The 24,100-nt window shown below is 40.6% G+C and carries 19 protein-coding genes and 3 pseudogenes; 7 read left to right on the top strand and 15 right to left on the bottom strand.

Going from position 1 to position 24,100, the window contains the following annotated elements:
* Window positions 1-87 precede the first annotated feature (87 nt).
* Window positions 88-2,115 carry a BCCT family transporter gene (locus I6E78_RS05780; RefSeq protein WP_086997940.1) on the top strand — a complete coding sequence of 676 codons (2,028 nt, stop codon included), beginning with the start codon at window positions 88-90 and terminating at the stop codon, window positions 2,113-2,115.
* Window positions 2,116-2,372: 257 nt separating this feature from the next.
* On the opposite strand, the gene I6E78_RS05775 is transcribed toward I6E78_RS05780, so the two are convergent.
* From I6E78_RS05775 to pspA, 8 genes are all read right to left on the bottom strand, one after another.
* Complete coding sequence (locus tag I6E78_RS05775; protein WP_011328700.1) at window positions 2,373-2,717, bottom strand: 4a-hydroxytetrahydrobiopterin dehydratase; 345 nt, start codon at window positions 2,715-2,717, stop codon at window positions 2,373-2,375.
* Window positions 2,718-2,756: 39 nt separating this feature from the next.
* Window positions 2,757-3,554, bottom strand: coding sequence for a phenylalanine 4-monooxygenase (gene phhA, locus I6E78_RS05770; protein WP_011328701.1), 798 nt, complete (start codon window positions 3,552-3,554; stop codon window positions 2,757-2,759).
* 238 nt (window positions 3,555-3,792) lie between these two features.
* On the bottom strand, window positions 3,793-4,974 hold the full coding sequence (megL, locus tag I6E78_RS05765) for a methionine gamma-lyase (RefSeq protein ID WP_011328702.1): 1,182 nt from the start codon (window positions 4,972-4,974) through the stop codon (window positions 3,793-3,795).
* A 157-nt stretch (window positions 4,975-5,131) separates the two neighbouring features.
* Complete coding sequence (locus I6E78_RS05760) at window positions 5,132-6,157, bottom strand: YcjF family protein (protein ID WP_011328703.1); 1,026 nt, start codon at window positions 6,155-6,157, stop codon at window positions 5,132-5,134.
* Complete coding sequence (locus tag I6E78_RS05755) at window positions 6,154-7,575, bottom strand: YcjX family protein (RefSeq protein ID WP_086997937.1); 1,422 nt, start codon at window positions 7,573-7,575, stop codon at window positions 6,154-6,156. Before I6E78_RS05755 ends, I6E78_RS05760 begins: the two co-directional genes overlap by 4 nt.
* A 63-nt stretch (window positions 7,576-7,638) precedes the next feature.
* Window positions 7,639-8,040: an envelope stress response membrane protein PspC gene (pspC, locus tag I6E78_RS05750; protein ID WP_011328705.1), complete on the bottom strand. Its 402-nt coding sequence runs from the start codon at window positions 8,038-8,040 to the stop codon at window positions 7,639-7,641.
* Window positions 8,037-8,270, bottom strand: a complete 234-nt coding sequence (pspB, locus tag I6E78_RS05745; protein ID WP_011328706.1) for an envelope stress response membrane protein PspB — start codon at window positions 8,268-8,270, stop codon at window positions 8,037-8,039. Before pspB ends, pspC begins: the two co-directional genes overlap by 4 nt.
* An 85-nt stretch (window positions 8,271-8,355) precedes the next feature.
* The gene (gene pspA / locus I6E78_RS05740; RefSeq protein ID WP_041454499.1) at window positions 8,356-9,015 is read right to left on the bottom strand and encodes a phage shock protein PspA; all 660 of its coding nucleotides are present in this window, start codon (window positions 9,013-9,015) and stop codon (window positions 8,356-8,358) included.
* A 185-nt stretch (window positions 9,016-9,200) separates the two neighbouring features.
* Here pspA and pspF point away from each other — a divergent pair, with 185 nt between their 5' ends.
* From pspF to I6E78_RS05710, 6 genes are read left to right on the top strand one after another with little or no spacing between them, the layout of a single operon-like run.
* Window positions 9,201-10,286 (top strand): phage shock protein operon transcriptional activator, encoded by a 1,086-nt coding sequence (pspF, locus tag I6E78_RS05735; RefSeq protein WP_182684250.1) that lies wholly within the window; start codon window positions 9,201-9,203, stop codon window positions 10,284-10,286.
* A 48-nt stretch (window positions 10,287-10,334) separates the two neighbouring features.
* Window positions 10,335-11,942, top strand: coding sequence for an ABC transporter substrate-binding protein (locus tag I6E78_RS05730; RefSeq protein WP_011328709.1), 1,608 nt, complete (start codon window positions 10,335-10,337; stop codon window positions 11,940-11,942).
* Window positions 11,942-12,976: an ABC transporter permease gene (locus tag I6E78_RS05725; protein ID WP_089368562.1), complete on the top strand. Its 1,035-nt coding sequence runs from the start codon at window positions 11,942-11,944 to the stop codon at window positions 12,974-12,976. Before I6E78_RS05730 ends, I6E78_RS05725 begins: the two co-directional genes overlap by 1 nt.
* Window positions 12,963-13,856 (top strand): ABC transporter permease subunit, encoded by an 894-nt coding sequence (locus I6E78_RS05720; RefSeq protein WP_011328711.1) that lies wholly within the window; start codon window positions 12,963-12,965, stop codon window positions 13,854-13,856. Before I6E78_RS05725 ends, I6E78_RS05720 begins: the two co-directional genes overlap by 14 nt.
* Window positions 13,857-14,849: a peptide ABC transporter ATP-binding protein gene (locus I6E78_RS05715; protein WP_011328712.1), complete on the top strand. Its 993-nt coding sequence runs from the start codon at window positions 13,857-13,859 to the stop codon at window positions 14,847-14,849.
* Entirely contained in the window at window positions 14,849-15,610 is a 762-nt protein-coding gene (locus I6E78_RS05710) for an ATP-binding cassette domain-containing protein (RefSeq protein WP_011328713.1), read from the top strand. The genes I6E78_RS05715 and I6E78_RS05710 overlap by 1 nt, the downstream gene beginning before the upstream one ends.
* A gap of 314 nt (window positions 15,611-15,924) precedes the next feature.
* On the opposite strand, the pseudogene I6E78_RS18640 reads toward I6E78_RS05710, so the two are convergent.
* The 7 genes and pseudogenes from I6E78_RS18640 to clpX all read right to left on the bottom strand — a co-directional run.
* Window positions 15,925-16,095 (bottom strand): annotated as a pseudogene (locus I6E78_RS18640) (transposase); the annotation flags it as partial.
* Between the two features lie 211 nt (window positions 16,096-16,306).
* Window positions 16,307-17,281, bottom strand: coding sequence for a transposase (locus tag I6E78_RS05705; protein ID WP_197182139.1), 975 nt, complete (start codon window positions 17,279-17,281; stop codon window positions 16,307-16,309).
* Window positions 17,282-17,371: 90 nt separating this feature from the next.
* Window positions 17,372-17,497, bottom strand: a pseudogene (locus I6E78_RS05700) (transposase); the annotation flags it as partial.
* Between the two features lie 257 nt (window positions 17,498-17,754).
* Complete coding sequence (locus I6E78_RS05695; RefSeq protein ID WP_197108876.1) at window positions 17,755-19,656, bottom strand: SurA N-terminal domain-containing protein; 1,902 nt, start codon at window positions 19,654-19,656, stop codon at window positions 17,755-17,757.
* A 171-nt stretch (window positions 19,657-19,827) separates the two neighbouring features.
* Window positions 19,828-20,136: pseudogene (locus tag I6E78_RS05690) on the bottom strand (HU family DNA-binding protein); the annotation flags it as partial.
* 170 nt (window positions 20,137-20,306) lie between these two features.
* Entirely contained in the window at window positions 20,307-22,667 is a 2,361-nt protein-coding gene (gene lon / locus I6E78_RS05685; protein ID WP_011328718.1) for an endopeptidase La, read from the bottom strand.
* A gap of 149 nt (window positions 22,668-22,816) precedes the next feature.
* Entirely contained in the window at window positions 22,817-24,100 is a 1,284-nt protein-coding gene (gene clpX / locus I6E78_RS05680; protein WP_011328719.1) for an ATP-dependent protease ATP-binding subunit ClpX, read from the bottom strand.

The raw sequence follows: 24,100 nt of genomic DNA, 5'->3' as shown, positions 1-24,100 counted from the left end.
AAAGTAATTAAATTAGCCAAGCACACCCAGAATATAATAAGGTAGTTAAGCATACATTAAAGTTAGCAATAAATATTAAGGACTAATATGACAACAAAAGCTTTACGCTCAACTATTTTACTCCCCGTATTTTTGCCTGCCGTATTCATCATTCTCCTTTTAGTGATAGGTACGAGCAGTAACCCTGAACTTGCTGGTAAAGCATTCAGTATCGCCCTTACTTGGATAACAGAAACCTTTGGCTGGTTTTATATGTTATCTGTCGCTATATTTTTAGTATTTATAGTCTCTGTTGCCGCCTCTAGTTGGGGAAACATAAAACTAGGGCCCGATCACTCAGAGCCGCAATATAGCTTTGCAGAGTGGTTTGCTATGTTATTTTCTGCAGGCTACGGTGTTGCACTGCTCTACTTTGGTGTTGCTGAGCCTGTATTGCATTATGCATCTCCACCTTCGGGTGCGGCAGAAACAGTTAACGCTGCTAAACAAGCAATGCAAATTGCATTTTTCCATTGGGGATTTCATATATGGGCAATATACGGAATTGTAGGTTTAGTACTTGCCTACTTTGCTTTTCGTCATGGTTTGCCCCTATCAATTCGCTCAGCGTTATATCCTTTAATTGGCGATAGAATTTATGGCCCAATTGGTCACGCGGTCGATATATTTGCTATTTTAGGTACTCTATTTGGTATAGCCACGACCTTGGGGTTATCGGTAACGCAAATAAATGCGGGCCTACATTATTTATGGCCAAGCATTCCTATAAATACCACAGTGCAAATATCAGCCATTGCTATTATAACCGCAGCAGCAACCCTCTCTGTGGTAGCAGGTATGGATAAAGGCGTTAAGCGCTTATCTATTTTGAATATGACCTTGGCAATATCTTTAATGATGTTTGTATTTTTTATTGGTCCTAGCATTCATATTTTAGAATCTTTTTTACAAAATACTGGCAGTTACTTAAGCGGTATTGTTGAGCGTACCTTTAACTTGCAAGCTTATAGTCGCAGCGACTGGATAGGTAACTGGACCTTATTTATATTTGGCTGGACAATTGCCTGGGCACCTTTTGTGGGTATGTTTATCGCAAAAATTAGCCGTGGTCGCACCATCAGGCAATTTGTTGTTGGGGTAATGTTAGTGCCCACCATATTCACATTTTTATGGTTTTCGATATTTGGTGATACGGCTCTCAATTTAATCATGAATGAAGGCTTAGACACTTTAATTACTGATGTGCAAGCGAACCATGCCGTAGCGCTATTTCAATTATTTGAAGTATTACCTTGGTCATTCTTTATTTCGCTATTAACGGTATTCTTAATTATCACCTTCTTTGTTACCTCGTCTGACTCTGGCTCACTCGTTATTGATTCATTAGCTTCAGGTGGTAATGCAAACACTCCTGCATGGCAGCGGGTATTTTGGGCGGTTCTTGAAGGTGCGGTTGCTGCAGCTTTATTACTAGCAGGCGGGCTCAGCGCACTGCAAACTATGACAATAGCCAGTGCATTACCCTTTGCTATTATTATGCTAATTGCCACTGTTGGCCTATGGCGTGCGCTTGTAATTGAAGGGCATCGCGATACCAGTTTACAAGCACATACTTTAAACGGCAGAAACTTAAATTTATCGCATTGGAAACGCCGTTTAGCAGCCATGATCGACTACCCAAACAAAAGCAAAGTACATAACTTTATTGACCAAGTAGTGACTAAAGCGATGAAAGAAGTGCAAGCCGAATTAAAATCTCGACAATGGCATGCTGAAGTAGTATTTGATGCCGACTTATGTCGCGCGCACTTAACTGTTTTACGCCATGAACATATGGACTTTGTATACGACATAAGGTTAACAGAGCATGCAATGCCTAGTTTTGTTCACTCTGAGCTAAAACCTGAAACAGATAACACTGAAACGTATTGTCGTGCAGAGGTATACTTGCGCCGTGGTGGTTTGTCGTATGATATTTTTGGCTATAGCGAAGATGATATTGTGAAAGATATTCTCGACCAATTTGAAAACTATTTGCACTTTTTAGATAACAGCCCAGGCGAGCTTCCTTGGGATATGACTGAGCATGATGAAATGCTAAACACCGACAAATAATTTGCGCTAACCCAATTTAGCCCTTATCTGCATCACATAGTTAAGGGCTAAATAATCCAAAGCGATCGTAGCCAGGCTGGCTTTATCACTAACCAGGTTTATCGTTTGCTCTATGCCTTAAAAACAACCCTAATTTGCTCACTACCCACATCCACCTGCTAGCCTAAGCTCCCTGTGTTTGGTCTTTTATTTTCCCTAAAAGGCAAAAAGGCACTTAAAAATAAGTGCCTTTGTTGGTTTGCTCAATTAGTTTGGTATTACAGCGCGTTAAATACATCATCTGTTTTAGCGGCGCAAATAAAATCGTTTTTGTGTAGTCCCTTAATTGAATGGCTCCACCAAGTAACTGTTACTTTGCCCCACTCGGTTAATAAACCTGGGTGATGGCCTTCGTCTTCAGCCATGTCGCCTACTTTGTTAGTAAACGCAATAGCTTGTTTAAAGTTTTTAAATTTGTAAACACGCTCAAGCTGCATAATGCCATCGCGTACTTCAGGTACCCAATCAGGGATTTTGGTAATTAATTGCGCTAGCTCTTCGTCTGATACTTTTGGCGCATCGGCATGACAGGCTTCGCATTTTTGTGCACTTAATGAAGACATTTTAAATCCTTATCTTTAGCGTTACTTTTTATATTAAAGTTAACTAGCTAATTTTTCTTTTGGTGAAAATTTTGGGTCGTGCAAGCCAAGTTCTTTTGCTTGTTCAACCAAAGCCATTATATCCATTTGCGATATATCAAACAGATCATGAATCGAATTTATGGTGTAGTACTGCGGTTGCATAATATCAATTCGGTACGGGGTACGCAGCACATCTAATACACTCATTGGCGTAATTTCTGGCGTGCTTGAGTATACGTACTGGGTTTCTCCTGGGCTTGATAAAATACCACCGCCGTATATACGCAAACCATTATCGGTTTGCATTAAACCAAATTCAACGGTAAACCAGTACATGCGCGCTAGGTATACACGATCTTTTTTCTCTGCCGCGTAGCCAAGTTTTCCGTATTTATGCGTAAACTCTGCAAAATCAGGGTTAGTAAGCATAGCGCAGTGACCAAATATTTCATGAAACACATCGGGTTCTTGTAGGTAATCAAACTCATCCCGGCTACGAATAAAAGTCGCCACCGGAAATTGCTTATTGGCCAGTAACCGAAAAAACTCATCAAAGTCGATAAGTGCCGGCACTGGCGCTACTTGCCAACCGGTAGTGGCTAGCAGTACTTCGTTTAGCTCACTAAGTTGCGGAATACGATCGTGTGGCAGGTTTATTTTTTTTAAACCTTCCATATATTCGTTACAGGCTTTGCCTTCAATGCACGCAAGTTGGCGCGCTACGAGCTCAGACCAAATTTTATTTTCTTCATCGCTCCAATGTATAACGCCATTTTCATCTGGTGTTTTGGAGGTGTATTTACTTGCTTTAGCCATTAGTACCTTCTTTGGGATTAACCCGAAACCGGTGTCAGGGTGATACCCAAGTAACTTGGATACCGATTGCAGCCATACTATGCAAAAGTGAACAAAAGTTTAATAGCTTGGGCTACATCTGTATTAGCCACGATCAGCCATCTTGTACACTTAAAATTACACGCAAGTAAATAATTTAAAACAACCTAGCAATTACAAGCTTTAAAGATGCAAAATATCGTACACAATTAAATACACTCTAATTTATTTGAGTAAATGCCTGATGAAGATCAGCAATAATATCGTTAACATCTTCAAGTCCAACCGAAAGCCTAATTAATCCATCGCTAATACCTGCAGCGAGTCTTTCCTCTGGTGTGTAAGGTGAATGGGTCATAGAGGCTGGATGTTGAATAAGTGTTTCAGCGTCGCCTAAACTTACGGCAATTGTACAAAGCCGCATACTATCAATAAATTGCGCCCCCTGCTGCAAACTACCTTTTAGCTCAAAAGCAATAACACCGCCTGCCGCTTTCATTTGTTTGCCAATAAATTTATATCCAGGGTGCGATTTAAGCCCAGGATAGTAAACCTTACTTACTTGTGGGTGCGCTTCTAAGTATTCGGCAATTGTTTGTGCGCTGATACAGTGGCGCTCAATTCTTATGGCGAGGGTTTTTAAACCTCTATTAATAAGCCAAGCATCGTGCGGGCTTATAGTGGCACCAATGTCTTTAAGCACCGTCATTTTTATTAGCGTTATATGCTCCATAGATCCACATACAATGCCCGCTACCACATCGCCATGGCCGTTTAAATATTTGGTAGCACTGTGTACTATAATATCGATACCGTACTGCTTAGGTGATTGTAGTAATGGCGTTAAAAAGGTGTTGTCGACCACGCTAATTAAGTTGTGCTGCTTTGCAACGGCGCCAATTAATGCTAAATCGATAACCGCCATAGTGGGGTTAATGGGCGTTTCTACAAATATCATTTTTGAATTGGGTTTAATTGCAGCGCGTAGTTCATCCTCGTTGGTCATATCAACAAAGGTGACTTCTATTCCCCAGCGCGGCAACATGTGCGAGAAAAACGCAAAGGTACACCCATATAAAGCACTCGATGCAATTAAATGATCCCCTTGCGATAAAAAGCTAAGTACTGAGGCCGATACCGCCCCCATACCAGTTGCCGTTGCTGCAGCCGCTTCACAGCCCTCTAATTGCGCTACTTTTTGTTCAAGCTCAGTAGTTGTTGGGTTGCCTAGGCGGGTATAAATATAGCCCGGCTCATCGCCAGCAAAACGTGCTGCACCTTGCGCTGCATTTTCAAAATGAAAAGTTGAGGTTTGATACAAAGGAGAAGTGAGTGCGCCGTGAGGGTCGTTTGCTTTTTGCGGGCCGTGAATACATTGGGTGTTTATATGATGCTTGCTCATTGAATACTCTCTTATTTTGATTGTTATTGGGTATTAGCCTTCAATCAAAACGTATGGGCATTCAAAGCACAAGCATCCCGGATGCTCAGATGGCTACTTGTGCAATATTTATACTTTTAGCTGTACATAAATATTGCCAAGTATTTCTTAATACTGCTTATTCCGTTGTCTCGGGCTTTTTACGGCTAATAATTTTACTAGCAATGTTTTGTACCGTACTTTTTAATAAATTGCGTTTATTTTCAAGCCGAGGTAATGGGCGGCTTAGTTCCATTGCTTTGTAGCCAATACGCGCGGTAAATATACCGGCACTTAAGCCCTGTGCTGCTCGCCCTGAAAGCTTACCTAATAACTCGGCGCTTAGCGCGGTTGCAGCTAAATCAGAAATAAGCTCGGCACTGCCCACAAACATTACTTGCTTTATTAGCATGCGATACAGTTTTATGCGACTTGCGTAACCAAAACCAATCCCGTAAATTTTTCCTATTTGCTCTATTAACTTAGTACCACGCCACAGCACAGCCATCATATCCACCAGCGCCAGCGGGCTAAGCGCAACTAGTAACGCCGATTCAGTTGCAAAGCGATTAATTAGCTTTTTAGCTTGGGTATCTTGCGTTATTAATAAACTATTGGCGTACAGCGTCATTATTTCTTTATCGCTGTGATGCGTTGCCACTTGATTTTTAAAAGTTTCAAAGTTATCAAGTTGCTGATGTTTATTTAGTTTTTCAAGCCAAGGTAATGCGCCGCCTACTTGCTCGCTATTTAACAGCCTGTCGGCTTCATGGCGATGTAACTGGTTACGTTTTAAACTGCGCAGCATTCGGTATTCGCGCCATAATAAGCGCCCTATTAGCAACACCCCACTCACTACAGCGGTTAAATATATACTGCCTAAAATAATCGACTGTTGAAAAGCCAGTACCAATGAAAAAGCAAACTCTAGCAATACCAGCACTATAAAACTAACAACAAAAATGCCTTTGAGCGTTTGCCATTTTGACTTTTTATATACTGGCGCTAGGTCAATTTCTGGCTCTAGCGCTTCGTCATTATCTTCTTGGTAATCACTTTGTCCATGTTCAATTATTTTTGCAGGCGCCAATTCAGGTTCGTTTTGCTCCATACTCTGGGTATTTATACGACGTCCTGCTTGAAACTCTTGGTTTGATTCACTCATGCTAACTTGTCTCCTAACAGGTACTGCATCACATGATCTAATCGAATATGTTTTAACTGCTTATCTGGGCTTGGCATTGGCGAAAACGATAAAAACTCGAACCCTTGCGCTGGCCATTCACTTTTATTAAGCATTCTATTAGGCGGCTGTGGCGGTAAGTAGGTTAGCCAATCAGGCTCGTTAAGTGGCTTGCCATAAATGCAGTCTAGCGTTTGGCCTTTGTCGGTTACTTGGCGCGGCTGTGTTGCGGTAATTGACGACATAGCCATGGTTTCTATTTGCACACCATCAAACTTTAAATGATTACTTTGCTCGTGCACTAATGAGTCGAGTAATAGTGCTAAATCTTTATGATGCTTAGCGGTTATATGATCAGATTTATTAGCGGCAAATAATATTTTATCTATATTAGGTTTAAATAAGCGTTTAAAAAAGCCCGATTCACCATAACTAAAGTGCGCCAATAACTGATTAATAACACTACTTTGCTCTTGCAAGGTTGCATGCCCTTCGTTTAAGGCACTAAGCACATCCACTAACACTATTTGGCGATCAAAATGGCGAAAGTGTTCGTTATAAAAGGGCTTTACAACCTCTTTAACGTAGGCGTTAAAGCGTTTAATTAAATGCGCTAAGTTAGAGCCTGCAACTAGGTTATTACTATTTATCTCACCCGATACTGGAAAAAACAATAGCAATGGCGCGCCTTGTAAATCGCCTGGCATTAACATGCGCCCAGGTTGCAGCATAGCTAATTTAGTGTCTTTTTTAAGCCCTACCAACATGCTTTGATAAAGCTGTGCAATATGCGCAAGTGCGCTTTCATCTACCGGCGCATTTAGGTCGAGTTGCTCAACGGCTGTTAAAAACTCACTTGAGGTATGCACCCGCAAATGCTGCGTTAATAGCGGATATTGCAGCTCGCACCACTGTGCATAACTTTGCTCCAGCATAGGTAAATCAAGCAACCACTCGCCGGGGTAGTCAATAATATCTAAATAAAGTGTTGATTGCGGTGAAAAATGGCCACGCAACCCAGCGTTACTTTGATACTTAATAGCTAAACGCAGCGTATTTATGCGCTCGGTTGAAGGCGGCCATGTTGGCTCGCCGTCACTGGGGAGTAACGCATTTAATGCTCGAGTATAATTAAATGTGGGCACTTTAAGCGCCTCTTGCGGCACTACTTTAGTGGCAATGTGACGGCGCTCGCGCATTACATCAAAAAAAGGCAGGTTTTTATCACTCGCTTGGCTTGTTAAGTGTTTAACTAATGCGGTAATAAACGCTGTTTTGCCGCTGCCACTCAAACCTGTTACAGCCAGTTTTACATGCTGATCTAAGCTGCGATGCAATGCTTTTTGTGCTTTGCCTTTAATACTGGTAAAGGTCTTTTTTGCAAATGAAGTACGACTCATAATGGTTTAGCACTTAGCACTTCACTTACTGTTTAATGTGTAGTTGCCGTGCTATTAAATCCTTTAAAGTTTGTTAATTTCACGGCTCACCGTAAATTCAGTAGAAGTAACATAGCGTTCTATATTTTGTAGGCGCGTATCTACGCGTGTTAAACGCTCTTTTAAGTCTTGCAATGCGCGGCGCGGTGGCTCGCCTTTTTGCCATACTTTAAATTTCACTTCTAGCGGATCGCCATAGTTAGTTGAATTTGTTTTATAGGCGCTAGTGGGTTCTTTTTTATCTAAAATAAACCAGGCTGCAATATACGCTACCACAAATAAAGGGCCGCCAGTTAGTAATACCGCACTAACAAATATAATACGAACTAACCATAATTCCATATTAAAATAATCGCTTAGCCCAGCGCATACGCCGGCTATTTTTCCGCGCTGCGGATCTCTTAATAATTCACGTTTGGTACTCATACTTTACGCCTCCACTGTGGCGACTCTTGATCAAGTAATGCTTCGAGTGTTTCGACTCGGTCTGCCATTTTTTCGGCTTTTTGAGCAAGCTCTAATAACTGGCGATGCTCGTGTTCACTTAACCCTTGGCTTACTTGTTTTTTGCTACGGTAGTGCAATATTAACCACAATGGCGCTACAAAAATCATAAATAAAATAAATGGTGCTACGAGTATTTCTGGATCAAACATAACCCTCTCCTGACTATCCGTATTAGTGTTTTAAGTAGGGGCACATGGGCCCCTTATATTATTATTGGTATGCGTTAGCTATACGTTACTTATCTGCTAGCTTCTTTTTAAGCTCAGCTAACTCATCGTCTACTTTTTCGTTTTTTTGCAGTTCGGCAATTTCATCTGCTAAGGTTTTTTTGCCTAAATCGTACGACTCTATTTGAGATTCTAGTCCATCTATTTTAGTTTCGTAACGCTCAAAACGATTAAGTGCATCTTCTACCTTTGAGCTATCAAGTGCTTTTTTAACTTCAAGGCGCGACTCAGCCGAACGCTGACGTAATATAATCGCTTTTTGACGAGCTTTAGCATCTGCTAGCTTTTCTTGTAGCGTGGTTACTTCTTGTTGTAACTTTTCGATGTGTGAGCCTACATGCTCAAGTTCACCCTCGACTGAGGCTACAGCTTCAGCTGACTTTTGCTTTTCGAGTAAAGCGGCACGTGCTAAATCGTCACGATCTTTGCTTAGCGCTAGTTCAGCTTTGTCTTGCCAATCATTCATTTGCGCTTTAAGTGTATCAACGCGACGTACTAATTCTTTTCGCTCAGCGAGTGTTTTAGCTGACGTAGAGCGAACCTCTACCAAGGTGTCTTCCATTTCTTGAATAATCAGACGAACCATTTTTTCTGGGTCTTCTGCTTTATCTAAAATGGCATTGATATTAGAATTAACAATGTCTGCAAAACGTGAAAAAATTCCCATAACATTTACCTCTATAATTTAAACTTAGTTTGTCTGCTATAACTGTATCAATATGCTTGCCAACTTTATAAAAGTTAAAATACATAATTTATTCATAGAGTTAAACTCAAATTACAAATTACTTTAGTTATCTCCCATTATGAAATACACTAACTGTTAGTAAAAATGACTAAGAGTTAGGAAATATGAGCCAATATCGCCAACAAGATAACTTACTCGGCCAATCTGATAGCTTTTTATCGGTACTTGATCAGGTATCGCAGTTAGCTAACCTAGATAAACCAGTGCTTATTATTGGTGAGCGTGGCACAGGTAAAGAGTTAATTGCAGCGCGTTTACACTTTTTATCTAAACGTTGGGATCAAAGCTATGTAAAACTCAACTGTGCGGCGCTTAACGAAAACCTGCTCGAAAGTGAACTATTTGGCCATGAAAGTGGTGCTTTTACTGGCGCTAGCAAACGCCACGAAGGCCGCTTTGAACGTGCAAACAGTGGTACTTTATTTTTAGATGAGCTAGCAAACACCTCAGAAATGGTACAAGAAAAATTGCTACGCGTAATAGAGTACGGTGAATTTGAGCGTGTAGGCGGTAAACAAACAATAAAAGTAGATACGCGTTTAGTGTGCGCTACTAACGAAGATTTACCTTATTTAGCACAGCAAGGTGAGTTTAGAAGCGATTTGCTCGACCGCCTGGCTTTTGATGTAATAACCCTTCCCCCACTGCGTGAACGCCAAGGCGATATAATGCTGCTTGCAGAGCAGTTTGCAATGAATATGGCGCGCGATTTAGAGTGGCAATTGTTTAGCGGTTTTACCCGTAGTGCCACAGAAACACTGCTTAGTTATGATTGGCCTGGTAATATTCGAGAGCTAAAAAATGTGGTTGAGCGCAGTTTGTATCGCCATGGGAGTGAACAGATCCCCGTTCATCAGATTATTTTAGACCCATTTGAAAGCCGTTTTAGGCCAAAACCACGAGTAAAGCCCACTGCTTTTGTTAATAATAACATTAATACTCCTGAGCCAGCGGTTGCCGCAGCGCCGGTTGCTCAAGCACTACCAAGTGTAGCGCCTATTAATACTGAGTTTCCATGTAACTTAAAAAAACTCTCTAACGACTTTGAAATTTTAATGATTAACAAAGCTTTAGAGCATAGCCAATTTAATCAAAAGAAAACTGCAGAAGTACTGGGTTTGACGTATCATCAATTACGTGGCTATCTGAAAAAATATAACTTGCTATACCCAAGCGACACCAAGGGGTGAGTTTCAGTTTACTTAGTTATAGTTCAATAATAGTTAGAGGTTACGCAGGTGCATAAATTATTACTTGCTTTGCTATCAACCAGCCTTATAGGGTGTATAGATAGTAAAGAAGAAATCTTAAAAGAAAAAAACCAAGGCTTAGTTTATTGCGCTGAAGCAAACCCTGTGTCGTTTAATCCGCAGGTAACAACGACAGGCTCAACTATAGATATTATTGCCAATCAATTATACGACCGCCTAATTAGCATTGACCCTGTTACTGCTGAATTTCAAAGTGAATTAGCCACCGATTGGAAAACGAGTAAAGACGGTAAATCGATTACTTTTACCTTACGTAAAGACGTAAAATTTCATACCACGGCGTACTTTACGCCGTCGCGGGATTTTAACGCCGACGATGTTATTTTTACTTTTAGCCGCTTATTTGATGTTTATAATCCGTATCACTTTGTTGGCGATGCTAATTATCCTTACTTTCAGAGTGTAGGAATTGATCAGCTTATTCGTAAAATTGTACGTGTGTCTGACTATCAAGTACGGTTTGAGTTGTTTAATGCCGAAAGTAGCTTTTTAGCCAATATGGCCACCGATTTTGCGGTTGTATTGTCACAAGAATATGCCATGCAACTAAAAGCCAGCGAACAAACCAATTTGTTTGATCACTACCCAGTAGGCACAGGCCCGTATATTTATAAAGAGTATAGGCGCGACCATTTAGTGCGCTTTTATAAAAACCCAGTTTATTGGAAACACGACGTGGTACTGGATCAATTGGTTTACGACATTACCCCTAACGGCACCACGCGTATAGCTAAAATGCTCACCAAAGAATGTGATGTCACCGCTCATCCAAGTAGCGCGCAATTGAGTATTTTAGCCCAGCGCGACGACATTAATGTAGAAAAAGAAACTAACTTAAATATTGGCTACTGGGCATTTAATACTGAGCGCCCCCCTTTTGACGATATACGAGTACGACAAGCACTCGCTCATGCAATTGACGTAGATAAAATAATGCAGGCTGTGTATTACGGCAATGGTATTCGCGCTCAATCAATTTTACCACCCACCTCGTGGGCGTTTGAACCACAAGCTAACATTCCAAATTTTGACCCTGCTTTAGCCAAAAAATTACTTATTGAAGCTGGCTTACCTAATGGCTTTAACATGAACATTTGGGCCATGCCAGTGAGTCGTATTTATAACCCTAATGCCCGTAAAATGGCCGAGCTAATGCAAAGTGATTTACGTAAAATAGGGGTTAAAGTGAGTATTATAGAATACGAATGGAATACCTTTATTCAGCGTGTTGGCGAGCACCGACACGACAGCGTACTGCTTGGCTGGGCTGCCGATACGCCCGACCCTGATAACTTTTTTAGCCCTTTGCTAAGTTGCACGGCCACCTTTAGTGGTAAAAATGCCGCAAATTGGTGTAACCCACAATTTGACTCTTTACTTAACCAAGCGCTTAGTACAACCGATATAGCACTGCGTAAACAATATTATGACGCTGCACAAAGCATGATTATTAATGAGCTACCTTTAATACCAATAGCCCACGGCATGCGTTTTCAGGCAAGCAGTGCTGATGTAGAGGGCATAACGCTCGGCCCATTTGGTGCTATTTCGCTTGCTAATGCGAGGAAAAAATAATGCGCTTAGATTATATTTTACGCCGCATTGGTTTATTTGTTTTTATGGTATTAATGCTTAGCGTTTTTACTTTTTTACTGAGCTTTTTATTTCCTGGCGATGCATTAAGTAATTTAAGCGGTATTCCCAGTAATAACTTTGCGCAACACACCCAGTTAGAAGATAAGTATTTATATAATAGTAATTATTTTATGCAATATATCGCTTTTTTAGGGCGCATATTGCAAGGTGATTGGGGACTGTCGTTTGCCTCTGGAGATAGCGTGTTTTCGCAAATACTCGACTTAATTCCTGCCACACTCGAGCTTAGTATATACGCGCTGTTTGTTTCGGTTGTTATTGGTGTTCCTACAGGCATATTAGCCTCTGCTTATTATAAACAATGGCCCGATAAGCTTATTTCCTCTACCACTATGATAGGCTATTCCATGCCTATTTTTTGGTTAGCATTATTACTCATTATGCTATTTTCATTGCAACTGGGTTGGTTTCCAATGTCAGGAAGAATGAGTTTACTCTATGAAATACCACCCACTACTGGCTTTATTTTAATTGATATTAGCTTGGCAAGCTTTCCGTACCAGGGCATGGCTTTTATTGACGCCTTACACCACCTTACCTTGCCTACCATAGTACTGGCTATGTACCCCACTACGGTATTAATACGCTTTACTCGCGAATCTATGCTTAAAGTAATGGATCAAAACTTTATTAAAACAGCGCGCGCAAAAGGCCTTAATCGCAGGCAACTTATAATGCACCATGCGCTGCGTAATGCATTGTTACCGGTAATTAAGCAAATTGGTTTACAATTTAGCACGCTTATTACGCTGGCAATGATCACTGAAATTATTTTTTCGTGGCCTGGGATTGGCCGCTGGTTAATTGATAGTATTTATCAGCGTGATTACCCCGCTATACAAGGTGGCTTAATGGCGGTTTCTTTATTTATTATTTTTGCCACCATAATCGCAGAGCTAATTTATACTCTATTCGACCCACTCTCACGGAACCAAGCTCATGGCAAAGTTTAACTTATTTTCTGAAGAGTCGAATAAATCGCCCCTAGCACGGCTGTGGCGAAAATTTAAAACCAACCACCCTGCACTTGTTGGTTTATGGGTGTTTATTGCTTTTGCTTTACTGGCTGCCAGTGCGCCTTTTTTAGCCCCTTATGGGGTTAATCAGCAACATAGTGATGCCTTACTTATTCCGCCCTCGTGGCGCGAAATGGGTGACGTACGTTTTCTTTTAGGCACCGACGATTTAGGCCGCGATGTGCTTTCTAGATTAATGAACGGCGCAACGTATACATTTGGCTTATCAATTATTGCAGCGTTTTTAACCACTGTCATTGGCTTACTCGTAGGCACTTTTGCTGGTATTAGTCGTGGGCTTCGCTCCAGCTTTTTAAATCACTTACTGGATATAACGCTTTCTATTCCGTCGTTGTTGCTGGCAATTATTATTATAGCGATATTAGGCCCAGGTTTAATGAATACCGTATGGGCAATTATTTTGGCACTGCTGCCGCAATTTATTCACTCTATTCGCAACTTAATTGTAGATGAGCTGAGTAAAGATTACATCACCGCTTATCGGCTCGATGGCGCCTCTAATTGGCATATATTGTCGCGAGGGATTTACCCTAATATATATGAATATATAGTGGTTATTTTTACCATGGCGCTCTCTACTGCTATTTTAGATATAGCCGCTTTAGGTTTTTTAAAATTAGGCGCGCAACCACCTACAACCGAATGGGGTGCAATTTTAGCCGAAAACCTCGGGCTTATATATTTAGCCCCCTGGACTGTAGCCCTACCAGGCGTACTGTTGTTTTTAGCGGTACTGTCAACAAACTTAGTAGGCGATGGACTTCGCCAAGTTTTACAAGCGCGTAAGGCTGATTAAATGCAATTACTTGATGTTCGAAACTTAACCATTGAATTACACACCTCTGAAACCGTTATTAGAGCCGTAGACAGAGTGAGCTTTAGTTTAAAAGAAGGCGAAGTACATGCTTTAGTAGGTGAATCTGGTTCTGGGAAGAGCTTAATCGCCAAAGCAATTGTAGGAGTGCTTAATGAACGCTGGGTAATAACAGCTGATAGAGTGCATTGGCGCGGGGTAGACTTAATGCGTTTAACCCCAGAGCAACGCCGTAAAGTAGTGAGCCAAGACATAGCAATGATCTATCAAGATCCGAGTCGCTGCCTTGACCCTACCGCTAAAATATTTGATCAAATAGCCGAAACCTTACCTGAGGTAGCAAGTAAAGGGTTTTTCTTAAAGCGTAATCGCGAGCGCAAAGACAGAGTAAAAGCACTTATTCATAAAGTCGGTATTAAAAACCACGAAGAAATACTTAGCAGCTACCCCCACGAGCTTTCAGAAGGGGTGTGCCAAAAAGTGATGATTGCTATGGCAATTGCGCGTACGCCAAAATTATTAATTGCAGATGAGCCCACCACCGCACTTGAAAGCACCACCCGTGCACAAGTATTTAGATTGTTAAAAAGCTTAAATCAGTTAAAAAACATGTCTATTTTAATGATTTCTCATGAGCTAGAAGAAATTGTTAACTGGTCGCATACTATTCATGTTTTATATTGTGGACAAATGGTTGAAGCAGGCCCAACGCATCGTATTTTTAGCCAGCCACGCCACCCTTATACGCAAGCACTACTAAAAAGCCTACCCGATTACGAACATGGTTTGGCGCATAAAGAGCCTTTTTACGCGCTTAAAGGCACCATTCCTACGCTGCAACATTTACCAATTGGTTGTCGGTTAGGGCCGCGTTGCCCGCAAGCACAAAGAGAATGTGTTATTGCGCCAAAGCTAACTAAACACCAAGGGCATAGTTATGCGTGTCATTTTCCGCTGATCAAGGAGATGAAATAGTGCAACCCTTACTAAAAGTACAAGCATTATCAAAAAGCTTTAATTTACGGGCTGGATTATTTAGCCGTAAAAAATTTGCAGTACTTAAAAATATTTCGTTTAGTGTTGGCAAAGGCGAAACCATAGCCATAATTGGTGAAACGGGTGCCGGAAAAAGTACCCTAGCAAAATTACTTGCCGGAGCCGATAGCGCTGATAGCGGGCAAATTTTACTCGAAAACAACATAATCGAAAATAACGGCATTCGCGATCCACAATGTCGCCATATCAGAATGATTTTTCAAGACTCAGCAACCTCGCTAAACCCGGCACTGACTATTGCCGACATGCTCGATGATTGCCTGCAATTTAATACCGATTTTGACAAACAACAACGCGCCGAAAAAATAGACAGCACTATGTTAAAAGTGGGGTTATTAGTAGATCATCAACAATATTATCCGCACATGTTCAGCATAGGGCAATTACAGCGTGTAGCGCTTGCTCGCGCACTTATATTAGATCCTAAGGTTGTTGTACTCGATGAAGCACTTTCATCTCTAGACCCCTCTGTACGCGCACAAATAGTTAATTTATTACTAAAGCTACAACTAGAAACCGGATTAACCTATATATTAATAACCCACCACCTTAGTTTAGTCCGCCATATTAGCGACCAACTGGTAGTACTAGAACGAGGCGAAATTGTTGAATACGGCCCCACCGAAGCAATATTCCAAAATCCCCAATCGAAAATAACGCAAAAATTATTGAGTTGTTGATGAGAAAGTCCAAGAAAAAACTAACTTCAATACGTAAAAGAGTACGCGTTTAGGTTTGATTTAGAACATAATTAAACCTGAACGTCTGAAAAACTAAAATGTTAAAAAATTAAAATGACACCCACCCTAATAATTAATCCCTTTGGTGTTTATCTAAACAAACATTGCTAGGCTTAAAAGCATCCTTAATTTTTAAAACACCTCTGCTTATTCAAATAACGCTGTATTTAACTGCTTTTTATTCATTTTTAGGCATGCAAAATACTGTGCTTTCACAGTGAGAGGGAATTACGGAGAGTTTTTGAAGTAACGCTTTAAGCCAGTAGCTTTTCGCAATTACGAACGTTGGCGCGCCGCTTTCTGTTTAGGTGTTCGCAGTATCCTTCGTGCGACGCTGGGCGACCTACTGCACCATGAAATACGCGACTAAATTGTGTGGTGAGTTTTAACCAGTTTTCGGGGGTAATGTTTACTCTTTGTAACAGAAAAATTAAAATGACACCCACTCTAATAATTAATTCCTTTGGTGTTTATCTAAACAAACATTGCTAGGCTTAAAAGCATCCTTAATTTTTAAAATCCCTTTGCTTATTCAAATAACGCTGTATTTATCTACTTTTCACTCATTTTTTAGGCATGCGAAATACTGTGCTTTCACAGTGAGAGGGAATTACGGAGAGTTTTTGAAGTAACGCTTTAAGCCAGTAGCTTTTCGCAGTTACTAACGTTGGCGCGCCGCTTTCTGTTTAGGTGTTCGCAGTATCCTTCGTGTGACGCTGGGCGACCTACTGCACCATGAAATACGCGACTAAATTGTGTGGTGAGTTTTAGCCAGTTTTCGGGGGTAATGTTTACTCTTTGTAACAGGGGTAAAGTGCTGCTTTCGATATAGCCTGCTTTACCTTCGCGTATACAACGCCCGGTTAATTCTACTAGTTCAAGGTAAGATTTAAGCGCAAACGGTAATCCTTTCGCCATGTGCTTTTTGGGTTTACCTGAAAAGCGCAGGAGTTGCTTCGGTTGCTTACCTGCAGTGGCACTTTCAATGCGTATTTTTACGCTGGTATGCTCTGATGTTTCTGGTGTTGTTGCTGCCTTTGCTCTTATTGGGTTTAAGTCAACATATGCCATACAGGCGATTAATGCGGCTTCATCTAAGAGGGCTTGTGATTTAAAGCGTCCCTCCCAAAAGCGGCCGGTACAGTTATCTTCTTTATTAGCTCTGCGCGCAATGTCTTCATTTAATAGCCGCATAAACCAACTGATATTAGCTAAGCGTTCTCGGTATTCATTGATTGTTTCATTTAGAAAGAGCCATTCAATTTTGCTTAGCTCTTCGCCTTGCAGGTATTTGTTAGTGAGTACAGTGCCTTTACAAAGCCTGTGCCACCGCTGAATAATGGCTTTATCGGTTAGTCGCTTGGCTTTTTTATCATCAACATAGAGTACTAAGTGGGTGTGATTACTCATTACTGCATACGCACACACATCGATACAAAATACGTTAGCGAGGGCAAGTAATTTGCTTTCAACCCCCCCTCTGCGATGTTCATACGATTGATTAGTAAAGTTGTCTCCGCCGCATAAAAATGCACGGCGTACACAGCGCGAAATACAGTGATAGTATTTTGTATCGACCAAACTAACCTGACGTTTTCTTGCGATAGCCATGTGACACCCTGCTTAATTATTGCACTAAAAAGAGCATAGTTAATTACACTGATATTACAAATATTAAGATGGGTGTCTGCATTAAAAATAATGTTCATACGATTGATTAGTAAAGTTGTCTACGCCGCATAACAATGCACGGCGTACACAGCGCGAAATACAGTGGTAGTATTTTGTATCGACCAAACTAACCTGACGTTTTCTTGCGATAGCCATGTTGCACCCTGCTTGATTATTGAACTAATCAGAGCATAGTTAATTACACTGATATTACAAATATTAGGGTGGGTGTCTGCATTAAAAATATTTCAACTGTAAACCTAAATACCAAATTCGGTTAATCACTTACTGATATCTGGCACCTTCTTTTAGTAATAACTGCTCTTACTCATAACTACTTTTCCTAATAGCTGCTTTTTTACAAACAAAAAAGGCGCTTTAAAAAGCGCCTTTTAATTATTTTATTACGAATTTTACTCTGCGGCTTGCGCTACATTTGGTAAGTTAATTTTCGCTTGAGCTTTTAATGACTCAATAAACACCATGTAGTTTTTGTTTGCTTGTGCCATGGTAATGTTTTGCTGAATTTGTGGGTCAATATTATCTGCAACTTCAGCGTTCATTACCGATTTAAGCGCAACAATCGCAGCATCACCATTATTTAAATTAACTAGCTCAACGATTGCTGAATCAGTTGGGTGAGCCATTTTAAATGTTTGCGTCACAATAGCTGGCGAAACAGTATAGCTCTGACGCGTTAACTGCGCTTCTTGGCGAACTGTTAGGTTTTGCTCAGCGGCAACGTCATTTAAACTCTTGCCTGCTTGTACTTCTGCAAAGAGTGTACGGGCTTTTTCTTTAGCAAGCGCTGATGTTTTCTCGTTAACTAAGCTGGCTTTAATTTGCTCGCTTACATCGCTTAGTGCTTTAGTGGCAGCTGGCTCATGTTCATTAACACGTACCACAATAACATGCTCATTACCTAACTCAATCAGCTCTGAGTTTACTTTATCTTCAAGTAAATCAACTGATGTTAATGCTGTAATAACTGCTGGGCTGTTTAACGGCTCTGGTAGCTCATTTAGCGCTACAAGTGGAGTAGACTTAATCTCTACACCCGCGGCTTCTGCTGCATCAACTAAGCGGTCTGAAATTTCAAACGCAAGCGCGGCCATTTCTGTTTGCTTTTCGTAAAATGCATCTACTTTTTCAGCTTTTTCTAGTTCTGCACGTAAATCTGCTTTTACATCATCGTAGGCTTTTACTTGCTGCGCCTGTAGGTCGGTTAGTTTAATAATGTGGTAACCAAATTCTGATGCTATAACGTCTGAGTAGTCACCTTTATTTTCGAGCGCAAATGCTGCGTCTTCAAAAACAGGATCCATTACATCACGTTCTATCCACTCTAAATCGCCACCCATTTCGCCACTTACAATATCATCAGACGATGATTCTGCTAGCTCGGCAAAATCAGCACCTTGATTTAATTGCGCTAATAAAGACTCTGCTTTTGCTTTAGCTGCATCATCGTCTTCACTGTTATCAATTAAAATATGCGAAACACGACGCTTTTCAGGCTCAACGTATTGCGCTTTACTTTGTTCGTAATAGGCTTTTACGTCATCTTCAGTTACTGAAGCAACTGTAATGTCTTGCGCTTTTAGCTCTATGTAATTAACCGATAAACGCTCAGGAGATAAAAACTGGCCGCTATTTAATTCATAGTAATCAGCTATTTCTTGCTCACTCACTACAACACTGTCTTGCATTGCTTCTTTATTAACTACTAGGTAGTCAATGCTGCGCGTTTGTTGTTGTAGAGCAATGGCACTCTCAAGTTCATTTTTTAGCGCAAAATCACTTCCCGCAACAGCAGATACAAGCTGGCTGCGTGTCATGTCTTTACGTAAATACTCGCGAAATGAGTCTGGTTGAAAGTTCATTTGACGAATAACTTGCAAGTAACGGTCGTTGTTAAAGCTTTCACCAATTTTAAAATAAGGTAATTCTAAAATGGTTTGTCTTACACTTTCATCGCTTACACGAAGGCCTAACTCTGCCGCTAGTTGAGTTTGCAGTTCTTGTTGTACTAAACGGTCAATTACACCTTGGCGTATTTGCGCCATGTAATTTGGATCGGCTGCAATTTGGGTAAAGTATTCACCAAACTGTTGCTCTAATCGGCCTCGTTCATTTTGAAACGCACGATTAAATTCGGTTTGACTAATTTTAATACCATTTACTTCAGCAACAGGTTGTTCTGTGGTTTGACCTAGGTAACTACCAATTCCTGCTAAAGCAAAAGATAAAATCACGGCGCCTAAAATTACTTTGGCTATAGGTCCTTGCGAACCTTCTCTGATTTTCTCAAGCATTTGTTTATCTCTTTTCTGAGCAAGGTTTTTACCTTGTCATATGTAAAAAAAGCGTATCTTACCAGATACGCTTTTTCACTTGAAGTAACTGGCGGTAAAGTTACTTAATTCATCTTCTGTGGTCATTAAGTATTTTTACACTCGCCACAACTAATGTGTTTAAAACAGTGATTAGTTTACTGCGTCTTTTAGTGCTTTACCTGCTTTAAATGCAGGGATAGTTGCAGCAGCAATTTGAATTGTTTCGCCAGTTTGTGGATTACGGCCTGAACGTGCAGCACGGTCACGAACTGAAAAAGTACCAAAACCAACAAGTGCAACTGAGTCGCCTTCTTTAAGTGCGCCAGTAACTGATTCGATAAATGAATCTAGTGCACGACCTGCAGCCGCTTTAGAAATGTCAGCATCAGCTGCGATTTGATCGATTAATTGAGATTTATTCACAATATCATCCTCTTTAATTGTTGTTATCAAGAGCGATTGTTTTTTACTAACATCACTGTTTTGAAAATTTAGAGCAAACTATTATGCTCATACGATTATATTTTTCTTAAGCCTAGTAACCATAAGGGCTAGGCTTGAAAACCAGTGCTTAACTTATCATACCGTTTAGATTTGAAAAGCCCCTAAAAGCACTTTTTTAGCGTTTTTTATCGGTTTTTCGGCGTTTCGACTGAAAAACTATCAACTGGGTGCACTAAAGCAAGTTTTAATACTTCATCAATCCATGTAACTGGGTGAATATCGAGGCCAGCCAATACGTTGTCTGGGATCTCTTTTAGGTCACGTTCGTTAATTTTTGGAATAATAACCGTTTTAATACCGCCGCGATGCGCTGCTAATAATTTCTCTTTTAAGCCACCAATTGGTAGTACTTCACCACGCAATGTAATTTCGCCTGTCATGGCAACATCGGCACGTACCGGATTACCCGTTAAGCTCGACACTAAACCAGTTACCATAGCAGCACCTGCACTTGGACCATCTTTAGGCGTTGCGCCTTCTGGTACGTGTACATGAATATCGCGCTTTTCATAAAAATCACTGTTAATACGAAACTCTTCCGCTCGGTTTCGTACTACTGTCATGGCTGCTTGTATCGACTCTTGCATTACATCACCTAATGAGCCGGTATAGCTAAGCTTACCTTTACCTGGTACTGCGGCGCATTCAATAGTTAGCAAGTCGCCGCCCACTTCAGTCCATGCAAGGCCTGTAACTTGGCCAATACGGTCGCCGTCTTCTGCTTTACCGTAATCAAAGCGTTGCACCCCTAAAAAGTCCTCTAGGTTGTGCTCATCGATAGTGACTGTTGTGGTGTCTTTTTCGATTAAAATATTTTTAACCGCTTTACGACATAGTTTAGATATTTCGCGCTCTAAATTACGTACACCCGCTTCACGCGTGTAATAACGAATAATACCGGTAATGGCACTATCGGCTATCTCAATTTCATGCTCTTTTAAGCCATTACGCTTAACTTGCTTGGTAATTAAGTGCTGTTTAGCAATATTTAGTTTTTCATCTTCGGTGTAACCCGACAAACGAATAACTTCCATTCGATCTAGTAACGGCCCTGGAATGTTAAAGCTGTTTGATGTAGCAACAAACATCACATCCGACAAATCGTAGTCAACTTCTAGGTAGTGATCGGCAAAATGACTATTTTGCTCAGGATCTAACACCTCAAGTAATGCAGATGCGGGATCACCACGCATGTCTGATGACATTTTGTCGATTTCATCAAGTAAAAACAATGGGTTTTTAACGCCCACTTTTGTCATATTCTGAATCATTTTACCTGGCATTGAGCCAATGTAAGTACGACGATGGCCACGAATTTCAGCTTCATCACGTACACCGCCAAGCGCCATACGAATATACTTACGGCCGGTAGAGCGTGCAATAGATTGACCTAAAGAGGTTTTACCCACACCAGGCGGCCCTACTAGACACAAAATAGGCCCTTTAAGCTTGTTAGTACGTTGTTGCACCGCTAGGTACTCTAAAATACGTTCTTTAACTTTTTCTAAGCCGTAATGATCGCTATCAAGTATTTTTTGCGCGCCAGCTAAATCTTTTTTAACTTTTGAGCGTTTTTTCCACGGTACACTAATTAATGTATCTATGTATGAGCGTACTACACTGGCTTCTGCCGACATTGGCGACATCATTTTTAGCTTACTTAACTCAGCCGTCGCTTTTTCTTTTGCTTCGGTTGGCATGCCCGACTCTTCAATACGCTTTTTCAGCGCTTCAAACTCATCTGGCACATCATCAAGTTCACCGAGCTCTTTTTGAATCGCTTTCATTTGCTCATTGAGGTAATACTCGCGCTGTGATTTTTCCATTTGCTTTTTAACGCGGCTACGTATTTTTTTCTCAACTTGCAGTAAATCTATTTCGCCTTCCATTAGCGCCATTAAGTATTCTAAGCGTTCGGTAACACTTGAGGTTTCTAATACTTTTTGTTTTTCAGGCACTTTTAATGGCATATGAGCTGCCATGGTATCGGCAAGGCGCGCCGGATCGTCAATCCCCGAAACCGAAGTAAGTACTTCTGGTGGGATTTTTTTATTGAGTTTTACATAGCCTTCAAATTGGCTAATTGCGCTGCGAATAAACACATCTTGCTCATGCTCATCTATTGATTCTGATTCAATAAACTGCGCATTAGCTACAAAAAATTCTTCGCTATCAATAAACTCTTCAATTTTTGCGCGCTGCGTACCTTCTACTAAAACTTTTACTGTACCGTCTGGTAACTTTAATAACTGAAGTACAGTGGCAATAGTACCAACACGATAAATATCATCTTGCTCAGGCTCATCTACGGTTGCATCTTTTTGGGCAACCAAGAAAATTTGTTTGTCTTTATCCATTGCCGCTTCAAGGCATTTTATTGATTTTTCACGGCCTACAAAAAGCGGGATCACCATGTGCGGATATACCACTACATCGCGCAGTGCTAATACTGGGATTTCGACTCGATCGGTTCTCTCAAGCGTCATTATATTTCTCTTTGCACTTCATTTATTTTAAAGATTACTCAAGTATATGGGGATAACCTAATTAAAGTTCAACGATTTTCCCGTACTCAATTAAATTAATTATAAAAAAAGGAGCCTTAGGCTCCTTTTTAAATCAAATAGCTTAAAAACTACTCAGATGCTGCTTTATCTTGATTATTATTTTCATAAATCAAAATTGGGTCTGATTCACCTTTAATTACGGTTTCATCTATAACCACTTTGCTTACATTATCCATAGAAGGTAGCTCATACATAGTATCAAGTAATACACCTTCAACGATTGAACGCAAACCACGAGCACCTGTTTTACGCTCCATTGCTTTGTGGGCAATTGCAGCTAAGGCATCATCGCGAAACTCAAGCTCAACATCTTCCATACCAAACAATACTGAAAACTGTTTAGTAATGGCGTTTTTAGGCTCACTTAAAATTTGTATTAGTGCAGCTTCATCTAGTTCAGTTAATGTAGCAACTACCGGTAAACGGCCGATAAACTCAGGGATCAAGCCGTACTTAACTAAATCCTCTGGCTCTACGTCTTTAAATGTATCACTTAAAGAGCGGCTCGCTGCAGACTCTTTAACATCAACACCAAAACCAATACCGGTATTTTTATGGCTACGTTGCTCAATCACTTTATCAAGACCTGAGAATGCGCCACCACAAATAAACAAGATTTTAGACGTATCTACTTGTAAAAACTCTTGCTGTGGGTGCTTACGGCCACCTTGTGGTGGAACCGAAGCTATGGTGCCTTCTATCAGTTTAAGTAGTGCTTGTTGCACGCCTTCGCCTGATACATCACGCGTAATTGACGGGTTGTCTGATTTACGAGAAATTTTATCAATTTCATCTATGTAAACAATACCACGTTGTGCTTTTTCTACATCGTAATCGCATTTTTGTAACAGCTTTTGAATGATGTTTTCAACATCTTCACCCACATAACCCGCTTCGGTTAATGTGGTTGCATCGGCCATAGTAAACGGCACATCTAATAAGCGTGCTAACGTTTCTGCTAGTAATGTTTTACCACTACCTGTAGGACCAATTAATAAGATATTACTTTTACTTAGTTCAATATCTTGCTTAGTCGACTGATTACGTAGGCGTTTGTAATGGTTGTATACCGCTACAGACAATACTTTTTTAGCATGGTCTTGGCCAATAACATAGTCGTCTAAGTGTTTACGAATTTCTTTTGGTACAGGTAGTTTGTCAGAGGCATCGTGCTTAGGCGCAATGTCTTTTATTTCTTCTCTGATAATATCGTTACACAACTCTACACATTCATCACAAACATATACTGAAGGGCCTGCAATTAATTTGCGTACTTCATGTTGGCTTTTGCCGCAAAAAGAACAGTATAACAATTTACTACTTTTGTCGCCGTCTGTAGGAGTGTCAGACAT

This window comes from Pseudoalteromonas sp. NZS127, assembly GCF_015864805.1.
Classification (GTDB): Bacteria; Pseudomonadota; Gammaproteobacteria; order Enterobacterales; family Alteromonadaceae; genus Pseudoalteromonas; species Pseudoalteromonas nigrifaciens.
Note: the sequence above shows the minus strand (reverse complement) of the source record. Positions and strands in the feature narration are given on the sequence as shown.

Bases quoted from the DNA above. Each gene is read 5' to 3' on its own strand.
- I6E78_RS05780 (WP_086997940.1), top strand. From the start codon at position 88: ATGACAACAAAAGCTTTACGCTCAACTATTTTACTCCCCGTATTTTTG.
- I6E78_RS05775 (WP_011328700.1), bottom strand. From the start codon at position 2,717: ATGTCTTCATTAAGTGCACAAAAATGCGAAGCCTGTCATGCCGATGCG.
- phhA (WP_011328701.1), bottom strand. From the start codon at position 3,554: ATGGCTAAAGCAAGTAAATACACCTCCAAAACACCAGATGAAAATGGC.
- megL (WP_011328702.1), bottom strand. From the start codon at position 4,974: ATGAGCAAGCATCATATAAACACCCAATGTATTCACGGCCCGCAAAAA.
- I6E78_RS05760 (WP_011328703.1), bottom strand. From the start codon at position 6,157: ATGAGTGAATCAAACCAAGAGTTTCAAGCAGGACGTCGTATAAATACC.
- I6E78_RS05755 (WP_086997937.1), bottom strand. From the start codon at position 7,575: ATGAGTCGTACTTCATTTGCAAAAAAGACCTTTACCAGTATTAAAGGC.
- pspC (WP_011328705.1), bottom strand. From the start codon at position 8,040: ATGAGTACCAAACGTGAATTATTAAGAGATCCGCAGCGCGGAAAAATA.
- pspB (WP_011328706.1), bottom strand. From the start codon at position 8,270: ATGTTTGATCCAGAAATACTCGTAGCACCATTTATTTTATTTATGATT.
- pspA (WP_041454499.1), bottom strand. From the start codon at position 9,015: ATGGGAATTTTTTCACGTTTTGCAGACATTGTTAATTCTAATATCAAT.
- pspF (WP_182684250.1), top strand. From the start codon at position 9,201: ATGAGCCAATATCGCCAACAAGATAACTTACTCGGCCAATCTGATAGC.
- I6E78_RS05725 (WP_089368562.1), top strand. From the start codon at position 11,942: ATGCGCTTAGATTATATTTTACGCCGCATTGGTTTATTTGTTTTTATG.
- I6E78_RS05720 (WP_011328711.1), top strand. From the start codon at position 12,963: ATGGCAAAGTTTAACTTATTTTCTGAAGAGTCGAATAAATCGCCCCTA.
- I6E78_RS05715 (WP_011328712.1), top strand. From the start codon at position 13,857: ATGCAATTACTTGATGTTCGAAACTTAACCATTGAATTACACACCTCT.
- I6E78_RS05705 (WP_197182139.1), bottom strand. From the start codon at position 17,281: ATGGCTATCGCAAGAAAACGTCAGGTTAGTTTGGTCGATACAAAATAC.
- I6E78_RS05695 (WP_197108876.1), bottom strand. From the start codon at position 19,656: ATGCTTGAGAAAATCAGAGAAGGTTCGCAAGGACCTATAGCCAAAGTA.
- lon (WP_011328718.1), bottom strand. From the start codon at position 22,667: ATGACGCTTGAGAGAACCGATCGAGTCGAAATCCCAGTATTAGCACTG.
- clpX (WP_011328719.1), bottom strand. From the start codon at position 24,100: ATGTCTGACACTCCTACAGACGGCGACAAAAGTAGTAAATTGTTATAC.